The organism is Caulobacter sp. UNC358MFTsu5.1 (genome assembly GCF_000712075.1).
Lineage (GTDB): Bacteria > Pseudomonadota > Alphaproteobacteria > Caulobacterales > Caulobacteraceae > Caulobacter.
In genome coordinates this window covers 220679-247077 of record NZ_JONW01000005.1, presented here as the reverse complement: position 1 = coordinate 247077, position 26399 = coordinate 220679, and the positions used below count along the sequence as shown (strand labels likewise).

The 26399-nt window shown below is 72.6% G+C and carries 28 protein-coding genes; 22 read left to right on the top strand and 6 right to left on the bottom strand.

The genetic code is table 11. The annotated features are described in order from the left end of the window. Positions 1-81 precede the first annotated feature (81 nt). Positions 82-570: a hypothetical protein gene (locus BR39_RS0103270; protein WP_029907658.1), complete on the top strand. Its 489-nt coding sequence runs from the start codon at positions 82-84 to the stop codon at positions 568-570. A 91-nt stretch (positions 571-661) separates the two neighbouring features. Here the strand turns inward: BR39_RS0103270 and BR39_RS0103265 are convergent, their stop codons facing one another. Beyond that, the gene (locus tag BR39_RS0103265; RefSeq protein WP_029907656.1) at positions 662-877 is read right to left on the bottom strand and encodes a hypothetical protein; all 216 of its coding nucleotides are present in this window, start codon (positions 875-877) and stop codon (positions 662-664) included. A 401-nt stretch (positions 878-1278) separates the two neighbouring features. Here BR39_RS0103265 and BR39_RS0103260 point away from each other — a divergent pair, with 401 nt between their 5' ends. The 7 genes from BR39_RS0103260 to BR39_RS0103230 all read left to right on the top strand — a co-directional run bounded on the left by BR39_RS0103260 (position 1279) and on the right by BR39_RS0103230 (position 5111). Then, entirely contained in the window at positions 1279-2505 is a 1227-nt protein-coding gene (locus BR39_RS0103260; RefSeq protein WP_029907654.1) for a phage major capsid protein, read from the top strand. 141 nt (positions 2506-2646) lie between these two features. Beyond that, the gene (locus BR39_RS26335) at positions 2647-2916 is read left to right on the top strand and encodes a head-tail connector protein (protein WP_029907653.1); all 270 of its coding nucleotides are present in this window, start codon (positions 2647-2649) and stop codon (positions 2914-2916) included. Next, positions 2913-3314, top strand: coding sequence for a DUF3168 domain-containing protein (locus tag BR39_RS26330; protein WP_029907651.1), 402 nt, complete (start codon positions 2913-2915; stop codon positions 3312-3314). Before BR39_RS26335 ends, BR39_RS26330 begins: the two co-directional genes overlap by 4 nt. 172 nt (positions 3315-3486) lie before the next feature. Continuing rightward, complete coding sequence (locus tag BR39_RS0103245) at positions 3487-3903, top strand: phage major tail protein, TP901-1 family (protein ID WP_029907650.1); 417 nt, start codon at positions 3487-3489, stop codon at positions 3901-3903. A gap of 199 nt (positions 3904-4102) precedes the next feature. Further along, complete coding sequence (locus BR39_RS0103240; protein WP_029907647.1) at positions 4103-4390, top strand: GTA-gp10 family protein; 288 nt, start codon at positions 4103-4105, stop codon at positions 4388-4390. Next, positions 4387-4572 carry a phage tail assembly chaperone gene (locus BR39_RS0103235; RefSeq protein WP_029907646.1) on the top strand — a complete coding sequence of 62 codons (186 nt, stop codon included), beginning with the start codon at positions 4387-4389 and terminating at the stop codon, positions 4570-4572. The genes BR39_RS0103240 and BR39_RS0103235 overlap by 4 nt, the downstream gene beginning before the upstream one ends. Then, complete coding sequence (locus tag BR39_RS0103230) at positions 4569-5111, top strand: hypothetical protein (RefSeq protein WP_029907645.1); 543 nt, start codon at positions 4569-4571, stop codon at positions 5109-5111. The genes BR39_RS0103235 and BR39_RS0103230 overlap by 4 nt, the downstream gene beginning before the upstream one ends. 3 nt (positions 5112-5114) lie before the next feature. Here the strand turns inward: BR39_RS0103230 and BR39_RS0103225 are convergent, their stop codons facing one another. The 4 genes from BR39_RS0103225 to BR39_RS0103210 form a co-directional block, all read right to left on the bottom strand. Continuing rightward, positions 5115-5546, bottom strand: a complete 432-nt coding sequence (locus BR39_RS0103225; RefSeq protein WP_029907644.1) for a DUF805 domain-containing protein — start codon at positions 5544-5546, stop codon at positions 5115-5117. Positions 5547-5657: 111 nt separating this feature from the next. Beyond that, positions 5658-6116 (bottom strand): DUF805 domain-containing protein, encoded by a 459-nt coding sequence (locus BR39_RS0103220; protein WP_029907643.1) that lies wholly within the window; start codon positions 6114-6116, stop codon positions 5658-5660. A 65-nt stretch (positions 6117-6181) separates the two neighbouring features. Further along, a complete protein-coding gene (locus BR39_RS0103215; protein ID WP_156035568.1) occupies positions 6182-6727 on the bottom strand; it encodes a hypothetical protein in 546 nt (181 codons plus the stop codon). A 90-nt stretch (positions 6728-6817) separates the two neighbouring features. Next, positions 6818-7336 (bottom strand): hypothetical protein, encoded by a 519-nt coding sequence (locus tag BR39_RS0103210; RefSeq protein ID WP_029907641.1) that lies wholly within the window; start codon positions 7334-7336, stop codon positions 6818-6820. Between the two features lie 62 nt (positions 7337-7398). Between BR39_RS0103210 and BR39_RS0103205 the strand changes: the two genes are divergently transcribed. The 6 genes from BR39_RS0103205 to BR39_RS25630 all read left to right on the top strand — a co-directional run bounded on the left by BR39_RS0103205 (position 7399) and on the right by BR39_RS25630 (position 16823). Then, entirely contained in the window at positions 7399-8031 is a 633-nt protein-coding gene (locus BR39_RS0103205) for a DUF2460 domain-containing protein (protein WP_029907640.1), read from the top strand. Next, complete coding sequence (locus BR39_RS0103200) at positions 8031-8681, top strand: DUF2163 domain-containing protein (RefSeq protein ID WP_029907638.1); 651 nt, start codon at positions 8031-8033, stop codon at positions 8679-8681. Before BR39_RS0103205 ends, BR39_RS0103200 begins: the two co-directional genes overlap by 1 nt. Next, positions 8662-9237: an NlpC/P60 family protein gene (locus tag BR39_RS27220; RefSeq protein ID WP_081916498.1), complete on the top strand. Its 576-nt coding sequence runs from the start codon at positions 8662-8664 to the stop codon at positions 9235-9237. Before BR39_RS0103200 ends, BR39_RS27220 begins: the two co-directional genes overlap by 20 nt. Before the next feature lie 11 nt (positions 9238-9248). Then, entirely contained in the window at positions 9249-13022 is a 3774-nt protein-coding gene (locus BR39_RS0103190; RefSeq protein ID WP_029907635.1) for a glycoside hydrolase/phage tail family protein, read from the top strand. Positions 13023-13107: 85 nt separating this feature from the next. Next, positions 13108-14034 carry a DnaJ C-terminal domain-containing protein gene (locus BR39_RS0103185; protein ID WP_029907634.1) on the top strand — a complete coding sequence of 309 codons (927 nt, stop codon included), beginning with the start codon at positions 13108-13110 and terminating at the stop codon, positions 14032-14034. Positions 14035-14093: 59 nt separating this feature from the next. After that, entirely contained in the window at positions 14094-16823 is a 2730-nt protein-coding gene (locus tag BR39_RS25630; RefSeq protein ID WP_156035567.1) for an ankyrin repeat domain-containing protein, read from the top strand. Between the two features lie 13 nt (positions 16824-16836). Here the strand turns inward: BR39_RS25630 and BR39_RS0103170 are convergent, their stop codons facing one another. Further along, on the bottom strand, positions 16837-17850 hold the full coding sequence (locus BR39_RS0103170) for a hypothetical protein (protein ID WP_029907632.1): 1014 nt from the start codon (positions 17848-17850) through the stop codon (positions 16837-16839). A 292-nt stretch (positions 17851-18142) separates the two neighbouring features. On the opposite strand from BR39_RS0103170, the gene BR39_RS0103165 reads away from it, so the two are divergent. The 8 genes from BR39_RS0103165 to BR39_RS0103130 all read left to right on the top strand — a co-directional run bounded on the left by BR39_RS0103165 (position 18143) and on the right by BR39_RS0103130 (position 26399). Next, positions 18143-18460 (top strand): PepSY domain-containing protein, encoded by a 318-nt coding sequence (locus tag BR39_RS0103165; protein WP_029907631.1) that lies wholly within the window; start codon positions 18143-18145, stop codon positions 18458-18460. 33 nt (positions 18461-18493) lie between these two features. After that, the gene (locus BR39_RS0103160) at positions 18494-19171 is read left to right on the top strand and encodes a response regulator transcription factor (protein ID WP_029907629.1); all 678 of its coding nucleotides are present in this window, start codon (positions 18494-18496) and stop codon (positions 19169-19171) included. 25 nt (positions 19172-19196) lie between these two features. Further along, positions 19197-20591: a sensor histidine kinase gene (locus BR39_RS0103155; protein ID WP_029907628.1), complete on the top strand. Its 1395-nt coding sequence runs from the start codon at positions 19197-19199 to the stop codon at positions 20589-20591. 173 nt (positions 20592-20764) lie between these two features. Then, positions 20765-22105 carry a hypothetical protein gene (locus tag BR39_RS0103150; protein ID WP_029907626.1) on the top strand — a complete coding sequence of 447 codons (1341 nt, stop codon included), beginning with the start codon at positions 20765-20767 and terminating at the stop codon, positions 22103-22105. 208 nt (positions 22106-22313) lie between these two features. Beyond that, positions 22314-23450, top strand: a complete 1137-nt coding sequence (ccmI, locus tag BR39_RS0103145; RefSeq protein WP_029907618.1) for a c-type cytochrome biogenesis protein CcmI — start codon at positions 22314-22316, stop codon at positions 23448-23450. Next, positions 23447-23950 (top strand): cytochrome c maturation protein CcmE, encoded by a 504-nt coding sequence (gene ccmE / locus BR39_RS0103140; protein ID WP_029907616.1) that lies wholly within the window; start codon positions 23447-23449, stop codon positions 23948-23950. Before ccmI ends, ccmE begins: the two co-directional genes overlap by 4 nt. Next, positions 23947-25938: a heme lyase CcmF/NrfE family subunit gene (locus BR39_RS0103135; protein ID WP_029907614.1), complete on the top strand. Its 1992-nt coding sequence runs from the start codon at positions 23947-23949 to the stop codon at positions 25936-25938. Before ccmE ends, BR39_RS0103135 begins: the two co-directional genes overlap by 4 nt. Continuing rightward, a complete protein-coding gene (locus BR39_RS0103130; RefSeq protein ID WP_029907612.1) occupies positions 25935-26399 on the top strand; it encodes a cytochrome c-type biogenesis protein in 465 nt (154 codons plus the stop codon). The genes BR39_RS0103135 and BR39_RS0103130 overlap by 4 nt, the downstream gene beginning before the upstream one ends.

Below are 26399 nucleotides of genomic sequence, written 5' to 3'. Positions count from 1 at the left end.
GCCCGCCCAGCGCGGCGGAGGTCGGCTAGCCCGGCGCCGCGCCGTGGTCTAGCTTGCCCGGAAGGGCGGGGGGAAGTTTCGATGACGCGGATCTGGACGATCGTGACGGCCCTGGTCCTGGCGACCGTTCCGGCCGCGGCCCACGCCGGGTGGGCCGCCACCGAGTGGGACATGTCGCCCGCCCAGGTGGAGGCGGCGATGCCCGGGACCAAGCCGGTCAAGCGCGGCGAGGTGCTGTCGAAGGGCCAGGCGCGGTCGGCCGGTCAGTACGTGCTGAACGGCCAGGCCGTCCGGACGACCTACTATTACGACGACAAGGGCCTGTCGCTGGTCATGCTGCGCGTGCCCTTCAAGGCCTGCGGCGCAACCCTCGACCAGCTGCAGCGCGACCATGGCCGGCCGCTGAGGATCAGCGACCAGGTGATCCTGCGGCTGGTGATCTGGCACGACGAGCCGGCCCAGACCCGCATACGGCTGATGGTCTCGCCCGGCGCCGAGATCTGCAACCTGCATTTCGAACGCCTGTCGACCTATCGCGAGATCGACCTGGCGGCCGCGGCGCGGCCCTAGCGGCCGTACAGGATTTCAGCGGACAGGGGGGGCTCCCCGCCTTGGGCGCCGGCGCGAAAAACGCCCCCGGCGAACCGGGGGCGTTCTGGGTTTAGTGCAGAAGCCGTGAGCCGGGCGGCAGGCGTTTGACGATGATCGGCTTCCAGGCCCGCGCGACGCGTCTCGTATCGGTCTGGAAGCGCGACACGGCGTAGCTCGGCTCGAAGGCCATGACGTAGCGCACCACCTTCTGGGGGTGCTTCCGCTTATGGTCCGGCATCACGCCGGTCACTTTGTAGATCCGCTTCTGCGGAGAGGTAGGGGACATGGTGTCCTTTAGGTTGCCCTCGAGAGCGCGAGGGTGGCCGCAGGTGGATGCTGCCTTTGGCCTCACCACCATTCTTACACTATACCTGAGTTTGGCCGGAAAGTCGAAATAAAAGCGACTATCTTCTTTCGGCCGTGGCAAGTCTTGCTCTGCATTGTGGCGCGTATACTTCGACTGAGCTTGGAGCTTCCGTGCGTGGTCCGGGCTTGAAGCCGGCTCGCGCCAGTCGGTACGTCGTACGAAAAGCCGCGCCGCCGAAATCCTCCCCGTTGGGGAGGTGACGCCCCGGACGCGATCCGGGCGACGGAGGGGAGCGACCCTTCCCCTCCGTGAACCCCGCTGTCGGCCTCGCCGACGCCTCCCCCGCGCGGGGAGGACCGTTCCCAAAACCGGAGAACCCCATGAAAGAAACCAAACAGGCCGCGGCCTCGCCCGAGGCCCGGGCGGCGCTGCACGAGGTGCTGGCCGCGTTCGAGGGCTTCAAGGCCGCCAACGACCAGCGCCTCGCCGCGCTGGAGACCAAGCGCGCCGACGTGCTGCTGGAGGAGAAGGTCGCCCGCATCGACGAGGCCGTTTCCAGCGCCCAGGCGCGGCTGGACCGCGTGCTGGCCGACGCCCGGCGGCCTTCCATCGGCGGCGACACGCCGCTGGCGCGGGTCGACGAGCGCAAGGCCGCCTTCGACCGCTACATCAAGACCGGCGAGACCCCGGCGCTTCTCCTGGAAGCCAAGGGCCTGTCCGAAGGCGTGGCCACGGCCGGCGGCTACGTCGCCCCGGCCGAGCTGGAGCGGCAGATCCTGCGCCGTCTCGCGGCGGCGAGCCCGATGCGCGACATCTGCCAGGTGCGCACCATCGGCGCCGGCACGTTCCGCAAGCCCGTCTCGACCGCCGGCCTGGCCGCCAGCTGGGTGGCCGAGACCGCGGCGCGTCCGGAGACCACGGCCCCGACCCTGGACGTGATCGACTTCCCGGCCGGCGAGCTCTACGCCAGCCCGGCCGCCACCCAGGCCCTGCTCGACGACGCCTATGTGAACATCGACGAGTGGCTGGCGGAAGAGGTGCAGGACGCCTTCGCCGCCCAGGAGACCAGCGCCTTCGTCGCCGGCGACGGGGTCAACAAACCCAAAGGCCTGCTGGCCTATACGGCGGCCGCCGACGCTTCGGCCACCTGGGGGCAGGTCGGCTATCTGGCCACCGGCGTCGCCGGCGCCTGGCCGGCCAGCAACCCGACCGACAAGCTGATCGACCTGATCTACGCGGCCAAGACCCAGTACCGCCAGAACGGCCGCTTCGTGATGAACCGTCGCACGGTCAGCGCCGTGCGAAAGTTCAAGGACGCTCAGGGCAACTACATCTGGAACGCGGCCCTGCAGCCGGGCCAGTCGGCCAGCTTGCTGGGCTATCCGGTGACCGAGATCGAGGCCATGCCCGACGTCGCGGCCAACGCCATGGCCATCGCGTTCGGCGACTTCGAGAAGGGCTACCTGATCGTCGACCGGGCCGGCGTCCGCGTGCTGCGCGACCCGTACTCGGCCAAGCCGCACGTGCTGTTCTACACCACCAAGCGGGTCGGCGGCGGAGTGCAGAACTTCGACGCGATCAAGCTGCTGAAGTTCGCGGTGTCGTAAGGGCATCGCGGCTCCCCCTCCCCCTCGTGGGGAGGGGGCAGGGGGTGGGGGGAACGGCGTTGGCCGCCCCACTCCGTTTCCACCGTCGTAGCCCCCCACCCCAACCCCTCCCCACGAGGGGGAGGGGCTCAGGAGGTTTTCATGCCCCTCTCCATCACCCTGGCCGAGGCCAAGGGCTTCCTGCGCGTGGCCGACGCCACGGAGGACGCCCTGGTCGGCCTGCTGATCGACGCCGCCGAGGCGCGCGTCGCCGCCGCCACGGGCCTGGTCCTGGCGGCCGCCAGCCCCGCGCCGCTGCGCCTGGCCGTGCTGGTCCTGGTCGCCCACGCCTACGAACACCGGGACGGTTCGGAACCGCCGCCCGGCCTGGTCGAGGCCTGGCTGGCCCCGTATCGCGAGGCCCGGCTGTGAGCGGCCCCGACGCGGCGATCGCCGCCGCCGTGGTCGAGGCCCTGAAGGCCGCGCCCGCCGTCTCGGCCCTGGTCGAGGGCCGCGTGCATATCGATGCGCCGCGGCGGCCGATATATCCGTGCGTCAGCCTGAGCCGCCAGGAGAGCCGGCCGTTCGGGCCTGAGGCGGATGGCCTGGAACACCTGCTGACCGTCACCTGCGCCAGCAAGTTCGGCGGGCCGGAGGAGGCCCGCGCCGTCACCGCCGCCGTCCGCGCGGCCCTGCACAACGCCTCGCCCGCCGTCGCCGGCCGGCGCCTGGTCACCCTGCGCGTCACCTATGCCGACGTCTTCCGCGCCGCCGACCGCGAGCTGTCGCTGGGCGTGCTGCGGGTGCGGGCGGTGACCGAGAGCGTCTGAGCTTCAGCGGCTCACCCCCTTGCCCCCACCTGACGGCTTCGCCGTCTGTCCGCCCCCGTAGGGGGCGGAGCCTTCTCGCGCGCGGTTCTTCCCCCTCCGGGGGAAGACGACCGCGTAGCGGTCCGTAGGGGGCAAGTGATCGCCCCAATCCCCGAAAACCGGAGATCCTGAAATGGCCGCCCAAGCCGGCAAAGACATCCTGCTGAAGATCAGCGACGGCGCCCCGACGCCGGCCTTCACCACCGTGGCCGGCCTGCGGGCCCGGACGATCAGCCTCAACGCCCAGACCATCGACGCCACCGACGGCGACAGCGCCGGCCGCTGGCGCGAGCTGCTGGCCGGGGCCGGCGTGCGCTCGGTCGCCGTCTCGGGCGCCGGCGTGTTCCGCGACACGGCGTCCGACGCCCTGGTCCGCGACAGCTTCTTCGCCCAGACGGCGCGGACGTGGCGGCTGGTGATCCCCGACTTCGTCCAGCTGGAGGGGCCGTTCCTGGTGGCGGCCCTGGAATACGCCGGCGACCACGACGGCGAGGCGGCCTTCGCCCTGTCCCTGGCCTCGGCCGGGGCGGTGACGTTCACGGCGATCTAGCGTCCGATCACAACATCCATCCCTACAAACCACCGTCATCCCGGGCCTTGTGCCCGGGACCCCTCTGTCCGCCGCAGGTGCGGGAGGGGCGGTTCGCTGGCGAACCGCTTGCGCTTCACGTGCGAGCTGAACCAGGGGTCCCGGGCACGAGGCCCGGGATGACGGTGCAAGAGGGGATGGCTTCGAAGAAGAACAGTCCATGCCCCACACCCCCAACCCCGCCCGGGGCGAGGTCGTCGTCCCCCTGGCCGGGACGCCGCGCCGGCTGTGCCTGATCCTGGGCGCCCTGGCCCGCATCGAGGCGGCCCTGGGCCTGCAGGACTGGAGCGCCTTGCCCGAACGGTTCGCGCGGCTGTCGGCGGGCGAACTGCTGGCCGTGCTGGCGGCGCTGCTGGAAGGCGGCGGCGAGGACCCGGCCGTGCCGGACGGGGTTTCGATCCCCGAAGCGGTCGCGGCCGTGGCCGCCGCCCTGGCGGCCTGCGCATGACGGCGCGCTGGCGAGACGCCCTGCGCCTGGCCGCGCTGCACCTGGCCATCCCGCCCGAGGCGTTCTGGCGGCTGTCCCTGGCCGAGTGGCGCGCCCTGACAGAAGCCCCCGCCGCCCCGGTCCTGGACCGCGCGGCCCTCGGCGCCCTGATCGCCCGCTTTCCCGACGAGGAAACCCCATGAGCGACTTCGATCCGGATGGCCTGGACGCCGTCCCCGCCCGCGCCGCCGAGGCCGCCGCCGCCCTGGCCGCCCTGCGCGCCCCGGCCGAGCAGGCGGCGCGCGGCATCGACGAGGCCTTCGCCAAGGCCGGCGCCGGCCTGGTCCGCTCGCTGGCCCACGCGGCCGCCGACGGCAAGGTCAGCCTGGCCGAGCTGGCGCGGGCGGTGATCGACGCGATGTCGGCCGGGACCTCCGGCGGCGGCGGCGGCCTGGTCCAGGCTTTGGCCGGCGCCTTGGGCTCGGCGTTTTCCGGAGCCCCATTCTCCGGAGCGAGGGCCGACGGCGGCCCTGTGGCGGCCGGCGGGGCCTATCTGGTGGGCGAGCGCGGGCCCGAGCTGTTCCGGCCGGCCAGCGGCGGGACGATCGCGCCGGCCGGCACCGGCGGCGTGAATGTCACCGTCAACGTCCAGGGCGGCGAGGTCGCGTCCCTGGCCCGCTCCGACGCCCAGCTGGCCCAGGCCCTGGCCCGGGCGGTCAGCCTTGGGGCGAGGCGGCTTTAGCCGTCAATCGAAGGTGTTGAGCAGCGCGGCCTCTTCACTGGAGGTGGACGCGCGAGCGCCGGGCGCGACGCTCTTCTGGCTGCCGATGAAGATGATGACGCCCCAGTTCACCAGCCCATAGCCGAGCATCATCAAGGGCGGCGTCAGCGGCGCGGCGCCGCCGCCGGCCTGGACGAAGGCGTTGATCACGCCGGCGACCAGGCCGAGAACGAACCCGCCGACCACCGTGGAGACGCACCACCAGGGGGAACGGCCGAAGTCGCGCAGGCGGCGCGAGGCGATGACCGCCCAGGGGATGAAGCTCAGGCCGCTGACCAGGGTCGGATTCCGCAAGAGGAAGTTGGCGACCATGCAGGCCATCGTCATGCAGACGACGCCGATCCAGTATTCCGATCGGGTCGACCGCCCGAGCAGGTAGGCTTTCAGTTCGTTCACGACCGTCCCCCGACGCCATTGCGAAGGCGCAGCTTAGGGGGCGGTCCGGGGGAAGGGAAGCAACGCAAAAATCCCTCTCCCGGAGGAGAGGGATTTCGCGTCGCCCTAGGCTCAGACCACCACCGCCGTCAGCGGCGGGTGGCCGTAGCGGTTGTCGCCCGGTTCGCCCTCGACGACGCCCACCCACAGGGTGAAGGCGATCATCGAGATGAAGGCGACGGCGATGCTGACGAGCAGGACGCCAACCCCGGCCAGGGCGGCCAGCTCGGGCTCGCCGCCGGTGAGGGCGGCGACGGCCGCGCCGAAGCCGATCCACAGGGCCGAGCCGACGACCAGCACCGGGCCCAGGGCCAGGGCCGGCGCCTGCCACCAGCCGCTGCGGCCCATGTCATGCAGGCGCTTGGTGCACAGGCACACCCAGGCGAACAGGGCGATCAGGCCCAGCGCGTGGCCGACCACCGGGATCCACCCGGCCAACATCTGAACCCCCAGCAGCACCAGCCAGCCGATCCAGAACGCCTGCCGGCCGATGCGGCCCTCGGCGGAGAAGAACAGCGATTTCCAGTCCATTTCCAGCTCCCAAATCCTGAAGCGAGATTAGGGGCGGCAGGCTCGCGGTTTAAGTGAATTGCAAGTCATGACGCGGGTTTAACCTGGGCGGACCTGAACACCCGCGTCCCGGGCAGCGGGTTCCACGCGCGGCGCGAGCCGAGCCAGCCCAGGAAGATCGTCCAGACCAGCGCGCCCGCCGCCATGTCGGCGAACATCGGGACCAGCACCGCCATGTCCTCGCCGTACAGGCCCCAGGCCCACAGGCCCATCAGTCCGTGGACCGCCAGGTTGACCAGGCCGAAGGCGATCGTCGGGCGAAGGCCCTGGCCGGCGTGGCGCGAGCGCTTCAACATCAGGCACGCCACGACGTAGTAGCGGGCGGCGACGATCAGCAGCGCGGAGGTCAGGGCGACGTCGGGCGCGGTTCCTCCGTAGACCTGGCCGGCCAGTCCGCCGATCACGAAGGCGTCGCCGACCACCGGCAGGGCGGCCAGGGCCGGGTCCACGCCCAGATTCGCCAGGCCCAGATCGATCGCCAGGCCCAGCACCGCCAGCTGCAGCAGGCCGCTCCAGAACGTGCGGCGGTCAATCGCGCCGCGGGGATCGAACAGCAGGGACAACGCACGCATCGACGGGTTCCTCCAAGGTTCTCGGCTCAATAGGTGAATATTCACTCACATGCAGGGGCGCTAAGGCCGCAGCGTCGGGCGGACCTTTCTTCAGGCGTTGCGTCGCGAGCGGTTGACGAGGAGCGAGAGCAGGAAGACGCCCCAGAGCAGCAGGTTGAACGTGACGTCGATCAGGGGCGGGAAGAGCTCGCCCATCTCCGAGGTCAGCAGCGTTTGGGCCCACTGGCCCATCAGCACGTGGAAGCCCAGGCTCATGGCGCCGGCGATGATCAGCCCGCTCGGGCCCCGCCCGGCGTCCCTCAGGCGCTTCAGGCACAGGCACGCCAGAACGTACAGGCGGGCGCCCATCAGCAGGGCGGGCGCGATCAGGTCGGGCGCGGCTCTATTCTCGATGTTCGCCGCGACGATCTTGGTCACCAGCAACGACGTGCCGAGCAGCGGCGTCAGGGCCATCGCCAGGTCGCCGACCGACCATGACGCGGCCAGCGCCAGCACCCCGAGGCTCACCAGCAGCAGGGCGATGATCGCCGCCAGGGCCAGCAGCCCGTCGGCGAACGCCTGTCGTCCGATCACGCCGCGCGGGTCCAGCAACAGCTTCGCGAAATTCATGGTCGCCCCTCCGATATGGTGATCATAAGTGAATGTTCACTCACATGCAAGGAGGCGGCGCCATGACCGCGTTCCACGAGGCGCGCCTGCCCGCGCGCCTGGCTTTCGGCTGCACCGGCGGCGTCGAGCGGCGCACCCAGGTGACGACCCTGGCCTCGGGCTTCGAGCGGCGCTCCAGCCCCTGGGCCCAGGGGCGGCGGCGCTACCTGATCGGCACGGCGACGCGGCCGCTGGACGACGCGGCCGAGCTGGTCGCCTTCTTCGAGGCGCGGCGCGGGCGGCTGCACGGCTTCCGCTTCCGCGACCCGGCCGACGGCAAGTCGTGCGCGCCCTCGGCGACGCCGGCGGCGACCGACCAGGCGATCGGGATCGGCGACGGGACGCGCAGGACCTTCCCGCTGTGCAAGACCTACGGGACCGGCGAGACGGCGGCGGTCCGCATGATCGCCAAGCCCGTGGCCGGCACGGTCAAGGTCGCGGTGGCGGGCGTGGCCCTGGGGGCCGGGGCCTTCGCGGTCGACGCGACCACGGGCCTGGTGACCCTGACGACCGCCCCGGCGGCGGGGGCGACGGTCACCGCCGGCTTCGAGTTCGACGTGCCCGTGCGCTTCGACGGCGACCGCATCGACGTGACCCTGGAGAGCTTCAACGCCGCCCGGGTGGGCGCCGTGGCCTTGGTCGAGGTGCGGGTCTGATGCGGGCGGTCCCTTCCGACCTGGCCGCGCGCCTGGAGGGCGGCGCGGCGTCGCTCTGCCATGCCTGGATCCTGACCCGGGCCGACGGCGCGACGCTGGGCTTCACCGACCACGACCGCGATCTCGTGGTCGACGGTGTGACGTGCCGCGCGGCCAGCGGCTGGACCGCCGGAGCCTCCGATGCGGCGGCCGGCTTCGCGCCCGGCCAGGCCGCGGCGGTCGGCGGCTTCGACGACGCGGCCCTGACCGAGGCCGACCTGCTGGCCGGGCTCTATGACGGGGCGCGGGTGGACTGCCGGGTCGTGGACTGGTCCGCCCCGGCCCTGTCGGTTTCGCTGTGGTCGGCCCGCGTGGCGGCGGCCAAGGCCGAGGGCGGGGCCTTCACCTTGAGCCTCGAGGGACCGCTGGCGGCCCTGGACCGCGTGGCGGGGCGCACCTTCGGCCGCTCCTGCGACGCGGCGTTCGGCGACGCGCGCTGCGGCGTGGATGTCTCGGCCTTCCCGGGGGCGAGTTGCGACAAGCGCTGGACGACATGCCGGGGCGTGTTCGGCAACGGCCCGAACTTCCGCGGATTCCCGACGGCGCCGGGCGAGGACTTCCTGACGCTGTATCCCAACGAGGGGGAGCGCAATGACGGCGGGCGGCGGTGAGGGGATCACTTGCCCCCACCTGGCGGCTTCGCCGCCTGTCCGCCCCCGTAGGGGGCGGAGCGCTCTTCCGCCTCCGGGGGAAGACGACCGCGAAGCGGTCCGTAGGGGGCAAGCGTTCGCCGTTCCTGACTCGGTAAGTCAGCGCGCCCTCCAAGAAGCCCGCCGATGGCTCGGCACCCCCTACCAGCACCAGGCCTCGCTGCGCGGCGTCGGCTGCGACTGCCTGGGCCTGGTGCGCGGCGTCTGGCGGGCCCTGCACGGGGCCGAGCCCGAGGTCCCGCCGCCCTACCGCCCGGACTGGGCCGAGCTGGGCGGGCGCGAGCTGCTGCGCGAGGCCCTGGAGCGCCGCCTGATCCCGCTGGACCCCGCCGCCGCCCGCCCCGGCGACGTGCTGCTGTTCCGCATGGCCCCCGGCGCCCCCGCCAAGCACTGCGCGATCCGCTCGGCCGACGACCGCATGATTCACGCCTATTGGGGCCGCGCCTGCGTCGAGAGCTGGCTGGGCCGCTGGTGGCGCGAGCGGCTGGTCGCGGCGTTCCGCTATCCCGAATCCTGAAGGAGAACCCCATGGCCCAGGTCATCCTCACCGCCGCCGGCCAGGCCGCCGTCGGACTGGTCGCCGGCGCGGCGCTCAACGGCCTGGCGCCCGCCCGCCAGGTCGGGCCGCGCATCCCGGAGCTGCGGCTGTCGGGCGCCGCCGAGGGGGCGCCGATGGCGGCGGTGTTCGGCCGGGCCCGCGTGGCCGGCCAGGTGATCTGGGCGGCGCGCTTCAAGGAGCGCTGGGTCGAGGGCCGGGTCGGCGGCGGCAAGGGCGCCCGGACCACCAGCGCCGCCTACAGCCTGTCGTTCGCCGTCGCCGTCTGCGAAGGCCCGATCGACGGGATCGGCCGGGTCTGGGCCGACGGCAAGCCGATGGACATGGCCGGCGTGGTCATGCGCGTCCACACGGGCGGCGAGGATCAACTGCCCGACCCCCTGATCGCGGCCGTCGAGGGCGAGGCCCCGGCCTATCGCGGCACGGCCTATGTGGTGTTCGAGGACCTGCCGCTGGGCGCCTACGGCAATCGCCCGCCGCAGCTGTCGTTCGAGGTGTTCCACCGGCCACGCGCCAGCGGCGCGACACCGGGCCTTGAAGAGCGCCTGAAGGGCGTGTGCCTGATCCCCGGCGCGGGCGAGTTCGTCTACGCCACCGACACGGTCCTGCGCCGCGACGGCCTGACCCGGACCAAGGCCGAGACCGTGAACAACGGCGAGGGCCGGCCGGACCTGGTGGTGTCGCTGGACCAGCTGCAGGTCCAGCTGCCGAACGTCGAGGAGGTGACCCTGGTGGTCGCCTGGTTCGGCGACGACCTGCGCTGCGGCTCGTGCGCGATCCGGCCCAAGGTCGAGACGGCCGCCAAGGCGACGATCCCGTTCGAGTGGCGGGTGAACGGCGTCGACCGCGCCTCCGCCGCCGTGGTCTCGTTCAGTGGCGGCGGCCCGGCCTATGGCGGCACGCCGGCCGACCGGGCGGTGCTGCAGGCCATCGCCGAGCTGAAGCGGCGCGGGCTGCGGGTGACGCTGTATCCGTTCGTGCTGATGGACGTGCCGGCCGGCAATGCGCTGCCCGACCCCTACGGCGGCGCGGCCCAGGGAGCCTATCCGTGGCGCGGCCGGATCACCTGCCACCCGGCCGCCGGCCGTGCGGGATCGCCGGACAAGACCGCCGCCGCCGGCGCCCAGGTCGCCGCCTTCTTCGGCGCGGCCACGGCGGCGCAGTTCGGGGCCGCCGACGGCCTGCCGACCTATGGCGGTCCGGCCGGCGACTGGGGCCTGCGCCGCATGCTGCTGCACTACGCCAAGCTGGCCCAGCTGGCGGGCGGGGTGGACGGCTTCATCCTGGGCTCGGAGCTGCGCGGCCTGACCACGGTGCGCGACGGGGCCTCGTCCTATCCGGCGGTGACGGCGCTCAGGAGCCTGGCGGCCGAGGTCCGCGGCTTGCTCGGGCCGGCGACGCAGCTGGGCTACGCCGCCGACTGGAGCGAGTATTTCGGGCACCAGCCCGGCGATGGGACGGGCGACGTCCACTTTCATCTCGACCCGCTGTGGGCCGACGCCGACATCGATTTCGTCGGCGTCGACTTCTATCCGCCGATGGCCGACTGGCGCGACGGCGACACGCATCTGGACGCGGGGCAGGGCGGGCCGCACGACCAGGCCTACCTGCGCGCCAACCTCGCGGGCGGCGAGGGCTTCGACTGGTTCTACGTCTCGGACGCCGCGCGGACGGCCCAGGTCCGCACGCCGATCACCGACGGCGCCCATGCCGAGCCCTGGGTGTTCCGGCCCAAGGACCTGGCCTCGTGGTGGAGCCGCCAGCACTTCAACCGCCCGGGCGGCATGCGTTCTACGACGCCGACGGCCTGGGTCCCGAAGTCCAAGCCGCTGCGGCTGGTCGAATTCGGCTGCGGCGCGGTCGACAAGGGCGCCAACGCCCCGAACCTGTTCGTCGATACGAAGAGCGCCGAGAGCGCCCTGCCGCCGTTCTCGGACGGGACCCGCGACGAGCTGGGCCAGCGGCGGGCCTTGGAGGCGGTGCTGGCCTGGCTGGCCGACCCCGCCGCCAATCCGCTCTCGCCGGTCTATGGCGGACCGATGATCCAGGACGCGGCCGCCTGGTGCTGGGACGCCCGGCCGTTCCCGGACTTCCCGGCCCGCGCCGCCGTCTGGGCCGACGGGCCGAACTGGACCCTGGGCCACTGGCTGAACGGCCGCTCGGGGATCGCGCCGCTGCCGGAGCTGATCGCGGCCCTGGCCGACCGGGCCGGCGTGGCGGTCGATCCCGGCGAGGCCGGCGGGTCGATCGTCGGCTATGTGGTGGACCGGCCGATGCGGCTGCGCGACGCCCTGGCGCCGCTGCTGGAGGCCTTCGCCCTCGATCCGGTCGAGCGCGGCGACGGCGTCGTGCTGGCGGGACGCTCGGGCGTCGCGGCCCTGGATTTCGGCGACGACGACCTGGCCTGGCCCGAGGACCGCGAGGCGCCGGTCCAGGCCGTCCGGACCATGACCGCCCCGGTCCAGGCCCTGCGCCTGCGCTTCGTCGACGCCGCCCGCGACTACCAGACCGGTTCGATCTTGGTCCGCCGCGACGACGGCGAGGGGAGCGCCGACCTCGACGCCCCGCTGGTCCTGGCCGCCGCCGACGCCCGCGCCGTGGCCGAGCGCCTGCTGGCCGCCGCCGACCCGCGCGAGGTCACGGCTCATCTGTCGCCCCTGGCCGCCCTGCGCCTGGAGCCCGGCGACCGCCTCTCCCTCGACGATGCGACCTGGCGGGTGACGCGGATCGACCTGGACGAACATCCTCGCGCCCGGCTGGCGCCGGTGGTCGAGCCCGTCCGCGTGGGCGGCGACCTCGACTGGTCGCCCGCCGCGCCGCGCGAGATCGCCGGCCCGCCGGTGCTGCACGTCCTGGACCTGCCGGGCCAGGCGGACGAGCGGCCGCTGGTCGCCGTGGCCGCCTCGCCCTGGCGGTCGTTCGACGTCCACGCCGGCGTCGGGCTCGAGGCCCTGGGCGTCCGGGCCACCGCCGCCGTTCCGGCCACGGTGGGCGTCACCCTGTCGGACCTGCCGGCCGGACCGCTGCATCGCTTCGACCGCGCCACGCGCCTGACCGTGCGGCTGGAGGGCGCGGCCCCGATCAGCCGCGACCGCTCGGCCGTGCTGGCCGGCGCCAACGCCGTGGCCGTGCGCAGCGCGAACGGCGAATGGGAGGTCGTCCAGTTCCTGACCGCCGAACCGGTCGCCGAGGACGTCTGGACCCTGTCGGGCCTGCTGCGCGGCCAGGCCGGCAGCGATCCGGCCATGGCCGCCCTGACCCCGGAAGGCGCGGGCGTGGTGATGCTGGACGAGGCCCTGGTCCGCGCCGATCTGACGCCCGCCGAGCGCGGCCTGCCCCTGACCTGGCGCGCCGCTCCGGCCGGCGGTCCGGCCTCGGGGCCGTCGATGAGCGAGGCTGTCGAGACCTGGCGCGGCCTGTCGGCCCGTCCCTGGTCGCCGGCCCGCCTGAAGGTCCGCGCCCAGGGCGGCGACGCCGTGGTCACCTGGATCCGCCGCGCTCGCCTGGCCGGCGACGGCTGGGACGCCGAGGTCCCGCTGGGCGAGGAGCGCGAGGTCTATCGCGTCGAGGTCCTGGACGGCGAGACCGTGGTCCGGGCGGTCGAAACCACGACGCCGGCCTTCACCTACACCGCCGCCCAGCGCGCCGCCGATTTCCCCTCTGGACCGGCCGGGACCCTGGCTGTCAGGATCGCCCAGGGCTCGGCGCTGTTCGGCTGGGGCGCTCGATCGCGAACCTTGCTGTGATATTAATGCAACATAATGCTTGCGCGCCGCGCCGAACGGCCTAATTGAGACGTTCCGCCTTTTCGAACTGACGTGAGGAGCCTCCTTGGCGCGCGACCCCTATCTGGAGCTTGGCGTTTCCCGCACCGCGAGCGCGGCGGAAATCCGCAAGGCGTTCCACAAGCTCGCCAAGCAGCATCACCCCGACGCCAACAAGGGCGACAAGAAGTCGGAGGAGAAGTTCAAGCAGGTCAGCGCCGCCTTCGACATCCTGGGCGACGCCGACAAGCGCAAGAAGTTCGACGCCGGCGAGATCGACGCCGACGGCCGCGAGACCATGCGGGGCGGCTTCGGCGGGGGCGGCGGCAATCCGTTCGGCGCCGGCTTCGGCGGACGCCGGGGCGGCATGGGCGGCGGCGAGGGGCCGGAGATCGACCTCAACGACCTGTTCGGCGACATCCTGGGCCGCAACCGCGGCGGTTTCGGCGGCGGCGAGCGCGGCGGCTTCTCGCCCAAGGGCGCCGACGTGCGCGCCCGTCTCGACATCGACCTGGAAGAGGCGATCAAGGGCGGCAAGAAGCGCGTGGCCTTCTCGGACGGCCGCACGATCGACGTCACCATCCCGGCCGGCGCCCAGGAAGGCCAGACCCTGCGGCTGAAGGGGCAGGGCAGCCCGGGCCGGGGCGGGCAGGGCGACGCCCTGATCGAGCTGGCCATCAAGCCGCACCCGATCTACCGCCCCGAGAACGGCGCCCTGGTCATGGACCTGCCGATCACCGTCCCCGACGCGGTGCTGGGCGGCAAGGTCGAGGCCCCCACGCCCGACGGCCCGGTGACCCTGACCGTCCCCAAGGGCTCCAACAGCGGCGCCAAGCTGCGGCTGAAGGGCCGGGGCCTGGCCGACGCCAAGGGCCATCGCGGCGACCTGTTCGCCCGCCTGGTGGTGACCCTGCCGGACGCGCCGGACGCCGAGCTGGAGAAGTTCGCGGAGACGTGGCGCGAGAAACGGCCGTACGCGCCGAAGCGGCGGTAGGTCTTGCCGTCCTAGTCGCGGCCTGACAGATTACATCCGTCATCCGCGGGGGCTCGGGTATGCGCGCAGCAGTGTTCGCGACGGCGGTCGCCGTCCTTTCGGTCGGGGGCGCGGCCCAGGCCGCGGACAAGAAGCCCCCGCCTCCGCCCGGGCCGCTGATCAAGGTGCTGACGACGCCCGTCGACGTCCTGGCGGCCGAGGCCGCCCAGGGCAAGGACGACGCCCAGTACGCCCTGGCGATCGTCAGGGCCCACGGCCTGCGCGACACGCCGCGCGACGAGGCCGAGGCCAGGACGCTGAAGGCCCAGGCCCTGGCGGCGCGCGCGCCGCTGCACATCACCACCTACATGGCCGGCCTGAACGGCGCGCCCGGCCGCGTCGTGCCGATGATCATCCCGCAGGGCGGGCTGCCGGCGTTCGTGGCGCGGCAAACGGACGCCTGCGTGGCGGCGCTGGAGCGCGGCGCGCCCGACGGGGCCAGCAACGCGGCCGGCTGCGGCGGCGACCGCTTCGAGACCCTGGCGGCGCTCTGGGCGCAGGCCCAGCCCTGGAAGCCCCAACCCTTGCCCAGCTGCGACAGCGACGACCCGCGCTGCCGGGTCCTGCGCCAGCGGGTGGCCAATCTGAACGCCCGCAGTCCGCGCGCCGAGGCCCTGGCCGCCGCGGCCAGGGGCGACTTCAGGCTGGCCGCGACCAACTTCATCGGCCCCGAGCCCAGCGGCTGGAGCCTGCCGGGCGTGTCGTGCACGGCCTGGAAGCTGGACCTGATCGGCAAGTGGCACGTGAACCAGGACGTGATCCGCGGCGGCGACGGCGAGCACACGGCCGCGTCGCTGGCCTTCATGAGGATCTATAACGGCGCCCTGGTCGCCGATCCGGCCTTTCCCTATCGCGACGTCTGCACGCCCATCGGTCTGCCCCGGGCCGCGCGCTACGAGGGGCCGGTGCGCACGGCGGGCGAGGCGGCGCGGTCGGGCGACCTGGCCAAGCTGGCGGCGCTGGACCCGGCCGTCGACGTCAACGCCGTCGATCCCCTGGGCAAGACGGCGCTGAACTGGGCGACGGAGCGCCAGGACGAGCCCATGACCAAGGCCCTGCTGATGCGGGGCGCCGATCCCAATCTCCATGACCCGGGCGACGCCGGTCCCCTGGCCCTGGCGCTGGAGAACAGGCAGACCGCCCTGGCCGACCTGATGCTGGCCAAGGGCGCGCGGCCGTCCGGCATGACCGGACTGTGCGATTTCCGCGGCCGCTTGTTCTTCCAGGGGCCGGACGCGCCGCCTGAGAATCGCCACTGCAGTTGGCCGGGTCTGCTGGTGGACCGCGACCGCTTCGACGTGCTGGACGCCCCGCTCGCGGCCGGGGTGGACAAGGGCGGCTTCGACGCCGGGAACGAGATCCGGGCGTCGCTGCTGGCGGCGATCCAGGCGAACGACAAGGCCAGAAGCCGGCGCCTGCTGGCCTATCTGGGCGCCACGCCCGACGGCGCGGCCTCGGCGCTGGCCTGGCTGCGGGGCCTGGGGCGCGAAGACCTCGTCCGCCTGTACGTCGCCGGGCCCGGCGCGGAAGCGGCCCGCTCGCCCGCCGAGGCGCGGATCTGGCGGGCGGCGGCCGAGGCGCGGCGCGACGCGGCGCTGGACTTCCTGCAGGACTACGGCGCCGACCTGAACCTGCTGCCGGCCGCGCGCCTGACCCAGTGCGAGGCCTCGGCCCGCCAGGGCGACGAGGCCGCCCTGCTGGCCTGCGTGCAGGAGGCCGGCCAACGCCGCCTGCGGATCCGCGCGGCCCTCGAAGCCGGCGACACCGCCGCCTTCAACGGCTTGGTCGCCGAGGCGGCCGACCTGCGCGAACGAGGCAAGGCGACCCTGCTGTCGGCGACGGCGATCAAGGGCACGCCCGAGATGCTGGAGGCGCTGATCGCCCGGGGCGCCGGGGGCGAGGGCGGGTACGAACGCTCGGCGACGCCGGTCTACAAGGGCGCGTTGAAGCCCGATCCGGCGCTGGGCGCGCCGGGTTCCGGCTACCTGTCCGAGCCCTCCAACCTCATGCCCGTCGTCGCCGTGGCGATGCGCGGCGACGCCCGCGGCCTGCGGATGCTGGTCGATGCGGGGGCCAAAGGCCTGCCGTCGGCGCTGCAGAACCTGGGCAATCTGGGCAATCCCCCGCCGGGCTTGCCGTCGTTCTCGCTGGGCCAGACCAGCACCGACACCTCCGGCCTGCCATCGGGGCCGGGGGCCGACAAGCTGAAGGCCATGGACCTGGTGGCGACCGAGCTGGCGCGCACCCAAGGGCCGCAAGCGCTGGAGCCGTCGTTCGCCTCGGCGACCTACAGCGGCTACGACGACGTGCTGGCGCTGTTCCTGGCCAAGGGCTTCGATCCGTCCAAGGCCAAGGAGCCGGAGGTGATCTGGTTCAACTGGTCGGGACTGGGCAATCCGTGCAAGCCGTCGACCGGCCGTCTGCTCGCGCGATCGGGTCTGCCGGTGGTCTATCCGCCCAGCGAGTTCAGCCGCTGGCCGGCGCTGCACACCCTGGCGGCGGGCTGCTTCAACGCCGACAGCGTGGCCGCGCTGCTCGACAACGCCAGGATCGACGTCAACGCCGTGGACGAGAACGGGCGCACGGCGGTGGACCAGGCCAGGCTCTACCGGCGGTCCTACCTGGAGGCGGCCTTGCGCGCCCGGGGCGGGAAGTCGAGCAAGGAACTTGATCCGGCGCGCGTGCAACGGCGCAAGGCCGAGACGGCGGCGGTGACGGACATGGACCTGTCGCAGGCCGTGGAGGACTGAAGCGAGGTCGCCCTCAGCCCACCCCGTTCGGCAGCGCCGCCTTCTTGATCAGATAGGCTCCTTGCCCGATGCCGAAGCTGCCCAGCAGGGCGGTGTCGACGTCGGGGAGGGTGGTGGTCTTGGCGATGTCGATCAGGGTCAGGAATTCCCAGCTGGCGCAGGCGAAGATCACGGTGGCGGCGCTGCTGATCAGGATCATCTGGAAGTCGCCCAGGTCGGCGTCGCCGTAGTCGTTCAGCACCAGGTCGGTGAACTTCGGCTTCGCGGCGACGGCGGGCGGGACCGGGGCGGCGGGCGTCGCGGGCGCTCCGGACGCCGGGGGCGCTACGGCCGGGGCCGGGGCGTCGGCGCTCTTCTGCACGGCCACCACCTTGGCGGCGCCGAACGACAGGCCCGACAGGCCGGTCATGGCCAGGACGTTGGGGGTCATCGAGATGCCGCCGATGAAGTCCCAGCCCAGGAACCAGGCGCGCAGGATCAGGTCCGCGCCGTAGACCACGGCCACGACGCCGAACCACAGCACCAGCTGCACCTGGGAATTGCTCATCCGGTTGTCGTCGCCGACCAGGAACTTCCACGGCCGGCCGGCGGTGGCCAGGGCGGCGAGGGCGGCGATGATCGCGAAGGCCGCGCCCAGGGCGATCAGCCGCTGCAGGACCGGCGCGGGCCGGGCCAGGCGGGTGATCTGCACCACGTGCCGCGGGTTCAGCGGGTCGTCGACCGTCAGCCAGATGCGGTCGCCCGGCCGCGCGCCCTGGTCCAGGGTCAGCTTGTCGGCCATGCGGTCCACGGTCAGGGTCACCGGCTGGGCCGCGCCGGTGGGCAGGAAGGTGATCTGGTCGGAGTTTGCGCCCAGCCTGGAGCCCGGCAGCCCGACGGACTGGATCACGCCGTCGTCGGTGGCGGGCGTGGCGCTGGGCGGCGGCCCGTCGGCCCGCGCCTTCGAGACCGCCCCGCCGGCGGCGACCAGGCCCAGGGCCAACACGAGGGCCAGGGCCCATCCCCGCGGATTTCCGAACGGTCGCATGCCTGGTCCCCCCAAGGACGGTGATGCAGGGCTCGAAGGATGCGATCCGCCGCCCTGCACGCGAAGATTGCACGCTAGAACCGCGTTATCCGACTGGCAAGGCTGTCGGCCGACGCGCGACGAGCCCGCGATCGGCGCGCCGATGCTCCGACCACGACCTTTTCCGGCCAAGGAACGGGCCGCCGGGCGGGCGCCGGCTTTTCCCACGCCGAATCCGTGACAGAACGTCGCTACCCGTCCATAACGGCCGTGTTCAGCCTCTATTCAGCCGCAGCGCTCTAAACCCTAGCCCATGAAGCCTATTCACTTCCTCTTCGCCGCCGTCCTGGCCGCCTCGACCCTCCCGGGCGTGGCGTCGGCGCAGCGCGGCCCGGACTCGCTGGGCGCCGACTGGCGCGCCCGGCAGGACCAGGCGCGGGGCGGCGTGCAATCGGGCCAACTGGTGCCGCTGGGCCGGGTGATCGAACAGATCGGCCGGCGCACGCCCGGTCGCGTGCTTGACGCCGGCCTGGAAGGTCCCAACTACCGGGTCCGCTGGGCCACCACCGACGGCCGCCGCATCGACTTCATCGTCGACGCCCGGACCGGCCAGATCCTCAGCGCCAACTAAGCCGCCAACCGCGTCACGAGACAGAGGCTTTTCATGCGTATCCTGCTTGTCGAAGACGATCCGGACCTGTCGCGCCAGCTGAAGCTGGCCCTGGGCGACGCCGGCTACGCCGTCGACCACGCCGCCGACGGCGAGGAAGCCCAGTTCCTGGGCGAGACCGAACCCTACGACGCCGTCGTCCTGGACCTGGGCCTGCCCAAGGTGGACGGGGTGTCGGTGCTGGAGCGCTGGCGGCGCGGCAACGTCGCCACGCCGGTGCTGATCCTGACCGCGCGCGGCTCGTGGAACGAGAAGGTGGCCGGCTTCGACGCCGGGGCCGACGACTACCTGACCAAGCCGTTCCACACCGAGGAGCTGCTGGCCCGCCTGCGCGCCCTGCTGCGCCGCTCGTCCGGCCACGCGTCGCCGACGCTGTCGTGCGGCGGCCTGCGCCTGGATCCGCGCGCCGCCCGGGCCAGCGTCAACGGCGAGCCCCTGCGCCTGACCTCGCTGGAATACCGCCTGCTGCATTACATGATGATGCACCAGGGCCGGGTGATCGGCCGCACCGAGCTGGTCGAGCACCTGTACGACCAGGACTTCGACCGCGACTCCAACACCATCGAGGTGTTCATCGGCCGTCTGCGCAAGAAGCTGGGCAGCGACCGCATCGAGACCGTGCGCGGCCTGGGCTACCGCCTGACGCCGCTGGAAGGCGAGACGACCGAGTGACGCCTTCCCGCCAGGCCAGCTGACCATGTGGGACCTCAGCAAGCGCTCGCTGGTCCGTCGGCTGGTGCTGCTGGCCGGGATCTGGAACCTGGTGGTGCTGCTGGTGGCGGGCGTGTTCCTGACCGCCCAGTTCCGCGACGCGGCGATCCGGCGGTTCGACCAGTCGCTGGCCGTGCTGACCGACGACCTCTACGCCGGCTCAACGGTCGAGGACGGGGTGCTGAAGGCCCCGGTGCTGACCGACATCCGCGCCACCCGGGCCTATTCGGGACGCTACTGGACGATCTTCGACCAGCCGGCCGGCGGCGGGGGGCTGAACGTCATCGAGCGGTCGCGCTCGCTGTTCGACAGCGACCTGATGATCCCGATGGAGCAGTCCGAGCGGCTGATGTCGGAGTCGGGCAAGACCCTCTATTTCGACCTCAAGGGGCCGCAGAACCGGCCGCTGCGCGCGGCCGCCCTGCTGGCGCGCCTGCCCGGCTATCCGCGGCCGGTGGTGTTCATCGCCGCCGAGGACCGCTCGCCCATCGACGCCGACGCCGACCGCTTCGGGCGCATCACCACCGTGGCTCTGGTGATCCTGGGCGCAGGCCTGATCGCCGCCGTCGTGGTGCAGGTGCGGGTCGGCCTGCTGCCGCTGTTCCGCCTGCGCCGCGAGGTGGCCTCGGTGCGGCGCGGCAAGGCCGAGAAGCTGGAGGGCGCCTATCCGGAGGAGCTGGAGCCCCTGGCCGTCGAGCTGAACGCCCTGCTCAGCCATAACCAGGAGGTGGTCGAGCGCCAGCGCACCCACGTCGGCAACCTGGCCCACGCCCTGAAGACCCCGCTGTCGGTGATGCTGACCGAGGCCAGCCAGCAGCCGGGCGGGCTGGCCGACGTCGTCGAGCGCCAGGCCCAGACCATGCGCGAGCAGGTCGACCACCACCTGCGCCGGGCCCGCGCCGCCGCCCGCTCCCAGACCTCGGGCGAGCGCACGCCGGTCGAGCCGATCCTGGACGAGCTGGCCGTCACCCTGGAGCGGATCTTCCAGGACAAGTCGGAAGGGCGCGGCATCGAGATCGACTGGCGCTGCCCCGAGGACCTGTGCTTCCAGGGCGAGCGCCAGGACTTCATGGAACTGGCCGGCAACGTGATGGAGAACGCCGGCAAGTGGTGCAAGGGCAAGGTCCGCGCCGAGGCCGTGGCCAGCTCGCCCGAGCAGATGACCCTGACCGTCGACGACGACGGCCCCGGCCTGCCGCCCGACCGCTGGAGCGACGCCCTCAAGCGCGGCCAGCGGATGGACGAGCACACGCCGGGCTCGGGCCTGGGCCTGTCGATCGTCGACGAACTGGCCCGCGCCTACGGCGGCTCGGTGACCTTGGGCGCCTCGCCGCTGGGCGGTCTGAGGGTGACCCTGGTGCTGCCGCGCTCGGAGGGGTGAGGCGGGCGCCTGCAACCTGAAATTTCGTCGGTTTTCGACAGACGCCGGCGGCTTGCGGCAGCGACGTTTCGACGCCGGTCTTCGCGTCGCGAAAACTTATGGTTTCGGAAAGTCTTAACCTCGTTGGAGACATGGTTGACGCGGCCTGGTTCGGGCTCGTCCGGTGGGGGATTATGGCAGGCATCGCCGCCAACAAGTTGCTGATGGTTCGGAAGCTGGTGGAAGCCGCGCCCGACGCCGCCCTGCGCAGCCTGGAGCTCGCCCTGGCCGGACCGGCCGGCGGGCAGGGCGCGCTGGCGGCCGTGCGCGGCCTGGTCGAGGACGAGACCGCCGCCCGCTACGTCCGCAACAGCGTGCTGGCCCCGATCGCGCCGCTGTGCGCCAACCGCGACACCGAGCAGACCTCTTTCCCGCCCCGCACCCTGGCCCTGCTGTGGAGCGCCCTGAAGGACGTCGCGCCCAAGCAGGTCGAAGAGGCCGCGGCGCGCTGCAATCCGTGGGACCTGGACGAGGGGCCGCCGGAAGTCTTCAACGACCTGTGCAAGCTGGCCGCCAAGGGACTGCGCGCCCAGGCCGAGCCGGGCTTCCAGGCCCTGGACCCGATCTGCGACATCGACGAGCTGGCCTCGTGCCTGGAGCTGTCGCACATCGTCCGCGCCGCCCTGCCCAGGCTGTCGGAATGGGTCAGCAAGATGAGCGACGAGCGCGCCTCGGCCGCCCGCCTGGCCTACAAGGACGCCTGCGACATCCGCGCCGACGCCGGGCCGCTGCTGTTCGAGATCCTGGCCGCCCACCTGCCCGACGACTGGCGGATCCTGCGGGTGATCTCGGCGGTCATGGACCGTCCGGGCGACAAGTTCTGGGCCTCGTCGGAGGTCAGCGTGTTCGGCGAGCGGGTGCTGGCCGACATCGCCCGCAACATCGAATTCATCGAGGGCTTCGATCCCGCCAAGGGCGAGGCCGAGGGCCGCAAGGCCGCCCTGGCCGCCCAGAAGGCCGCGGCCGAGATCACCGAGGTCGAACGGTCGGTGAACCTGGCCAAGGACGGGCCGTGGGGCCGGCGGATCGCCAAGCACAAGACGGCCGTCGCCGAGGCGGTCGAGGCGCGGATGGGCGCGGCCGAGCGCGAGCTGCTGGCGGCCCTGCCGCTGCGGCCGATCTCGTTCCTGAGCGGCAAGAACGGCAAGGGCGTGCCCCTGCTCACGTCCGAGCCCGACGAGACGCTGGGCCGCCGCCTGACCGCGGTGCTGGTGTTCATCGCCGAGATCCGCGGCTGCGCCCAGCAGAGCGGCTACGGCTCCAGCCGGACCAAGGTGCTGGAGAAGCTGAACGGCCGCCTGGACCAGTACATCGAGGACATCCTGCACATCGTCCGCACCGGCGACGGCGGCGACCAGGGCCTGGCCCGCCAGTACCTGGACCTGGCCGCCGGCTACATCGCCTACAGCCGCGACGAGAAGACCGCCGAGATCGTCCGCCGCCGCGCGGCCGCGGCGATGGCGGCGGCGGCCTAACTCCATCCCGCTCATCCCGGCGAATGCCGGGACCCAGATCCCATGTCGTTTGGGCTGGCTGGATGAGCGCTGAGCTCATGGACCCCACCACGCCGCTATTCCATCTGGGTCCCGGCATTCGCCGGGATGAGCGGATCAGGGTGTATGGCCTCCCCTTACGGAATTTTTTCGCTAACGGCGCCGCCATTTTCCCGGCTAACACGCCCTCATGATCGCTTTCTGGATCGCCGCGGCGGGATTGTCGGCCGTCGTCGCCGCCCTGATGCTGCGCGGAGCCGCGCAGGCGTCCGCGGGCGTGGGCGACGACGCCAGCCTGGCCGTGCATCGCCGCCAACTGTCCGAGATCGACGACCTGGCCGAGCGCGGCCTGCTGGCCGACGCCGAGCTGAAGGGCGCGCGGGCCGAGGCCGGCCGCCGGCTGATCGCCGCCGCCGACGGCCAGGCGCCGTGGCCGCCGGCCAATCCGCGGCTGCGGCCGCTGGTGCTGGTCCTGGCCGCCGCCGCGCCGCTGGTGGCGCTGGGCGTCTACGGCATGATCGGCGGGATGGGCGTGCCCGACCAGCCCTACATCAAGCGCGTGGCCGAGTGGCGCAACAGCGACCCCAGCCGGCTGGAGCCCGAGAAGATCGCCGCCGTGCTGGAGCAGATCGCCGTCCAGCGTCCCAAGGACCCCGAGCCGCTGAAGAACCTGGCGCTGGCCCGGATGGCCGCCGGCGACGCCACGGGCGCGGCCCAGGCCCTGCGCCGCGCGGTGATCATCGCCCCCGCCCGCGCCGACCTGTGGGCCGGACTGGGCGAGACCTTCGTGGCCGAGGCCCAGGGCGAGATCGGGGCCGACGCCCGCAAGGCCTTCGCCGAAGCCCTGAAGCGCGACCCCAAGAACACCAGCGCCCGCTACCACCTGGGCCTGGCCCGGATCAGCGACGGCGACGTCCAGGGCGGCCTGGCCGACTGGAAGGCCCTGTTGGCCGACCTGCCGGCGGACGATCCGCGCCGCATGGGCTTCGGCCACCAGATCGCCCAGGTCCAGGCCGACGGCGGCCTGCGCCCCTCGGCCGCCCCGACCGGCCAGCCGGCCGAGAGCGCGCGCGACGGCGACGTCCAGGGCATGATCCAGGGCATGGTCGCGGGCCTCGCCGCCCGGTTGGAAGCCAATCCCGACGATCCCGACGGCTGGGTCAAGCTGGTGCGCGCCTATTCGGTGCTGGGCGACACCGCCCGCCGCGACGCCGCCCTGGCCTCGGCCCAGGCGCGCTACAAGGATCAGCCCAAGGTGCTGGCCGCCCTCAACCAGGCGGCCCAAACCCCTTCCCAGAAGACGCCCCAGAATACCGGCCAGCCATGAGCTTCCTGCCCAAATCCCGCAAGGCGCGCCGCCGCCTGACCGTCCTGGCCGTGGCCGCCCCCGTCGTGGCCCTGGCCGTGGGCCTGGCCCTGTGGGGCATGCGCGACGCCATCTCGCTGTTCTACACCCCGGCCCAGGCCGCCGCCGCCCACGTGCCGGCCGGCCGCAAGGTGCAACTGGGCGGGCTGGTCAAGGCCGGCAGCGTGGTCAAGCACCCGGACGGCCTGGTCGAGTTCGTCGTGGCCGACCAGCGCTCCACCGCCCTGGTCCGCTTCAAGGGCGACCTGCCGGACCTGTTCCGCGAGGGCCAGGGCATCGTCGCCTCGGGCGCCTTCGACGAGTCCGGGACCTTCGTCGCCAAGCAGGTGCTGGCCAAGCACGACGAGCGCTACATGCCGCGCGAGGTCTCCAAGGCCCTGAAGGAACAGGGCGAGTGGCGCGGCGACGGCGCCAAGCCCGCCTATGACGCGACCCCCTACGGTCAGAAGCCGAAATCATGATCACCGAATTCGGCGCCTACGCCCTCGTCCTGGCCCTGATCCTGTCGGCGCTGCAGCTGATCCTGTCGGCGGTCGGCGGGGCGCGGCGGTCGGCGCTGCTGGCCGGGGCCGGACGCGGGGCGGCGCTGGGCGCCTTCCTCTGCACGGCCCTGACCTTCCTGGCCCTGATCCACGCCTTCGTGATGTCGGACTTCTCGGTGGCCAACGTCGCGGCCAACTCCCACACCGCCAAGCCGATGCTCTACAAGGTGGCCGGCGCCTGGGGCAGCCACGAGGGCTCGATGCTGCTGTGGTGCCTGGTGCTGACCGGCTACGGCGCGGCCGTGGCCAGCTTCGGCGAGGCCCTGCCGCCGCGCCTGCGGGCCTATGCGGCCGCCACCCAGGGGGCGCTGGGCGTGCTGTTCCTGGCCTATACGGTCTTCGCCTCCAACCCGATGGCGCGGCTCTACGACGTCCCGGTCGAGGGCGCGTCGCTGAACCCGCTGCTGCAGGACCCGGCGCTGGCCTTCCACCCGCCGTTCCTCTACTGCGGCTATGTCGGTTTCTCGGTGGTGTTCTCGTTCGCCATGGCCGCCCTGATCGAGGGCCGGGTCGACGCGGCCTGGGCCCGCTGGGTGCGGCCCTGGACCCTGGCGGCCTGGAGCTTCCTGACCGTCGGCATCACCCTGGGCGCCTTCTGGGCCTATTACGAGCTGGGCTGGGGCGGCTGGTGGTTCTGGGACCCGGTCGAGAACGCCAGCTTCATGCCCTGGCTGATCGGCTCGGCCCTGCTGCACTCGGCCGTGGTGCTGGAGAAGCGCGGCGCCCTGCCGGGCTGGACCGTGTTCCTGGGGCTGGCGGCCTTCACCTTCTCGATGCTGGGCGCCTTCCTGGTGCGCTCGGGCGTGCTGACCAGCGTCCACGCCTTCGCCGTCGACCCGACGCGCGGCGTCCTGCTGCTGACCATCATGGGCATAGCGGCCGGCGCCGGCTTCGCGATGTTCGCCCTGCGCGCCCCCAGCCTGAACAGCGGCGGCCTGTTCGCCCCGGTCAGCCGCGAGAGCGCCATCGTCCTGAACAACATCATCCTGTCGACGGCGACGGCGGTGGTTCTGGTCGGCACCCTGTTCCCGCTGATCCGCGAGGCGACCGACGGCGAGGCCGTGTCGGTGGGCGCGCCGTTCTTCAACATGACCTTCGTGCCGCTGATGGTGCTGGCCATGGCCGTGCTGCCGGCCGGACCGCTGCTGGCCTGGAAGCGCGGCGACGCGCGCCTGGTGGTCCGCCGCCTGTGGCTGGCCCTGGCGGTCGCCGCCATCCTGGGCCTGGTCGCCTTCGCCGTGGTCTCGCCCCGCAGCGCCCTGGCCAGCGCCGGCCTGGTGGTGGGCTTCTGGCTGATCGGCGGGGCCGTGCTGGAGCTCGCCGAGCGGGTCAAGGCCTTCCGCGCCCCCTGGGCCGAGGTGCGCCGCCGGGCCACTGGCCTGCCGCGCGGCGCCTGGGGCACGACCCTGGCCCATGCGGGCCTGGGTGTCTTCGTGCTGGGCGCGTCGTTCGAGACCACCTGGCGGGTCGAGGCGGCCCAGGCCCTGAGCGTCGGCGGCCAGCTGAAGCTGGGCGCCTACGAACTGACCCTGACCGACGTCGGCACGGCCGAGGGCGGCAACTACATCGCCGAGCGCGGGATCGTGACGATCACCAAGGCCGGGGCGCCGGTCTGCGAGGCCAAGCCCGAGCGCCGCTTCTATCCGACCGGCAAGCAGACCACCTCGGAAGTGGCGATCTGCCCCAAGGTGCTGGACGACCTCTACGTGGTGCTGGGCGAGCGCCGCGCGGGCGACAACGGCCAACCGGCCTGGCTGGTGCGGGCCTTCGTCAATCCGTGGGTGCGGCTGATCTTCCTGGGCCCGCTGATCATGGCGATCGGCGGCCTGGTCTCGCTGTCGGACCGCCGCCTGCGGTTCGCCATTGGGAACAAGGCGAGCGCGCGCAAAGCGGAGAAGGCGGCGTGAAGCGCCTCCTGATCGTCCTGGCGGCCATCGCCTGCATGGCCGGCGCCGCGGCCGATCCGGCCGAGCGCCTGCCCGATCCGGTCCAGGAAGCCCGGGCCCGCGAGATCTTCCGCGAGGTGCGCTGCCTGGTCTGCCAGAACGAGTCCATCGACGACTCCGAGGCGTCCCTGGCGGGCGACCTGCGCCAGGTGGTCCGTGACCAAGTGAAGCAGGGACGCAGCGACAAGGAGATCCGCGCGTTCCTGGTGGAGCGCTACGGCGAGTTCGTGCTGCTCAAGCCGCCGTTCTCGCTGGGCAACGCGCTGCTCTGGGCCACGCCTGGGATTGCGCTGATCTTGGGCGGCGTGTTGATGATTTTGCTTCTACGTAGGCGGTCGGCTTCGGCGGTCGACGGTGAAGACGCGCAGCGACTTTCCCAGGAGGAAGAAGCGCGTCTTCAGGTGTTGTTGAAGGACGAATGA

What these genes read in the sequence shown, in the direction of transcription:
- BR39_RS25630 (WP_156035567.1), top strand. Translation starts at nt 14,094, where the DNA reads ATGCGCGCAGCAGTGTTCGCGACGGCGGTCGCCGTCCTTTCGGTCGGG.
- BR39_RS0103230 (WP_029907645.1), top strand. Translation starts at nt 4,569, where the DNA reads ATGAGCGACTTCGATCCGGATGGCCTGGACGCCGTCCCCGCCCGCGCC.
- BR39_RS0103200 (WP_029907638.1), top strand. Translation starts at nt 8,031, where the DNA reads ATGCGGGCGGTCCCTTCCGACCTGGCCGCGCGCCTGGAGGGCGGCGCG.
- BR39_RS0103210 (WP_029907641.1), bottom strand. Translation starts at nt 7,336, where the DNA reads ATGAATTTCGCGAAGCTGTTGCTGGACCCGCGCGGCGTGATCGGACGA.
- BR39_RS0103240 (WP_029907647.1), top strand. Translation starts at nt 4,103, where the DNA reads ATGCCCCACACCCCCAACCCCGCCCGGGGCGAGGTCGTCGTCCCCCTG.
- BR39_RS0103270 (WP_029907658.1), top strand. Translation starts at nt 82, where the DNA reads ATGACGCGGATCTGGACGATCGTGACGGCCCTGGTCCTGGCGACCGTT.
- BR39_RS0103165 (WP_029907631.1), top strand. Translation starts at nt 18,143, where the DNA reads ATGAAGCCTATTCACTTCCTCTTCGCCGCCGTCCTGGCCGCCTCGACC.
- ccmE (WP_029907616.1), top strand. Translation starts at nt 23,447, where the DNA reads ATGAGCTTCCTGCCCAAATCCCGCAAGGCGCGCCGCCGCCTGACCGTC.
- BR39_RS0103260 (WP_029907654.1), top strand. Translation starts at nt 1,279, where the DNA reads ATGAAAGAAACCAAACAGGCCGCGGCCTCGCCCGAGGCCCGGGCGGCG.
- BR39_RS0103135 (WP_029907614.1), top strand. Translation starts at nt 23,947, where the DNA reads ATGATCACCGAATTCGGCGCCTACGCCCTCGTCCTGGCCCTGATCCTG.
- BR39_RS0103215 (WP_156035568.1), bottom strand. Translation starts at nt 6,727, where the DNA reads ATGCGTGCGTTGTCCCTGCTGTTCGATCCCCGCGGCGCGATTGACCGC.
- BR39_RS0103245 (WP_029907650.1), top strand. Translation starts at nt 3,487, where the DNA reads ATGGCCGCCCAAGCCGGCAAAGACATCCTGCTGAAGATCAGCGACGGC.
- BR39_RS26335 (WP_029907653.1), top strand. Translation starts at nt 2,647, where the DNA reads ATGCCCCTCTCCATCACCCTGGCCGAGGCCAAGGGCTTCCTGCGCGTG.
- BR39_RS0103160 (WP_029907629.1), top strand. Translation starts at nt 18,494, where the DNA reads ATGCGTATCCTGCTTGTCGAAGACGATCCGGACCTGTCGCGCCAGCTG.
- BR39_RS0103265 (WP_029907656.1), bottom strand. Translation starts at nt 877, where the DNA reads ATGTCCCCTACCTCTCCGCAGAAGCGGATCTACAAAGTGACCGGCGTG.
- BR39_RS0103170 (WP_029907632.1), bottom strand. Translation starts at nt 17,850, where the DNA reads ATGCGACCGTTCGGAAATCCGCGGGGATGGGCCCTGGCCCTCGTGTTG.
- BR39_RS0103150 (WP_029907626.1), top strand. Translation starts at nt 20,765, where the DNA reads ATGGCAGGCATCGCCGCCAACAAGTTGCTGATGGTTCGGAAGCTGGTG.
- BR39_RS0103205 (WP_029907640.1), top strand. Translation starts at nt 7,399, where the DNA reads ATGACCGCGTTCCACGAGGCGCGCCTGCCCGCGCGCCTGGCTTTCGGC.
- BR39_RS0103155 (WP_029907628.1), top strand. Translation starts at nt 19,197, where the DNA reads ATGTGGGACCTCAGCAAGCGCTCGCTGGTCCGTCGGCTGGTGCTGCTG.
- BR39_RS0103235 (WP_029907646.1), top strand. Translation starts at nt 4,387, where the DNA reads ATGACGGCGCGCTGGCGAGACGCCCTGCGCCTGGCCGCGCTGCACCTG.
- BR39_RS0103220 (WP_029907643.1), bottom strand. Translation starts at nt 6,116, where the DNA reads ATGGACTGGAAATCGCTGTTCTTCTCCGCCGAGGGCCGCATCGGCCGG.
- ccmI (WP_029907618.1), top strand. Translation starts at nt 22,314, where the DNA reads ATGATCGCTTTCTGGATCGCCGCGGCGGGATTGTCGGCCGTCGTCGCC.
- BR39_RS27220 (WP_081916498.1), top strand. Translation starts at nt 8,662, where the DNA reads ATGACGGCGGGCGGCGGTGAGGGGATCACTTGCCCCCACCTGGCGGCT.
- BR39_RS0103190 (WP_029907635.1), top strand. Translation starts at nt 9,249, where the DNA reads ATGGCCCAGGTCATCCTCACCGCCGCCGGCCAGGCCGCCGTCGGACTG.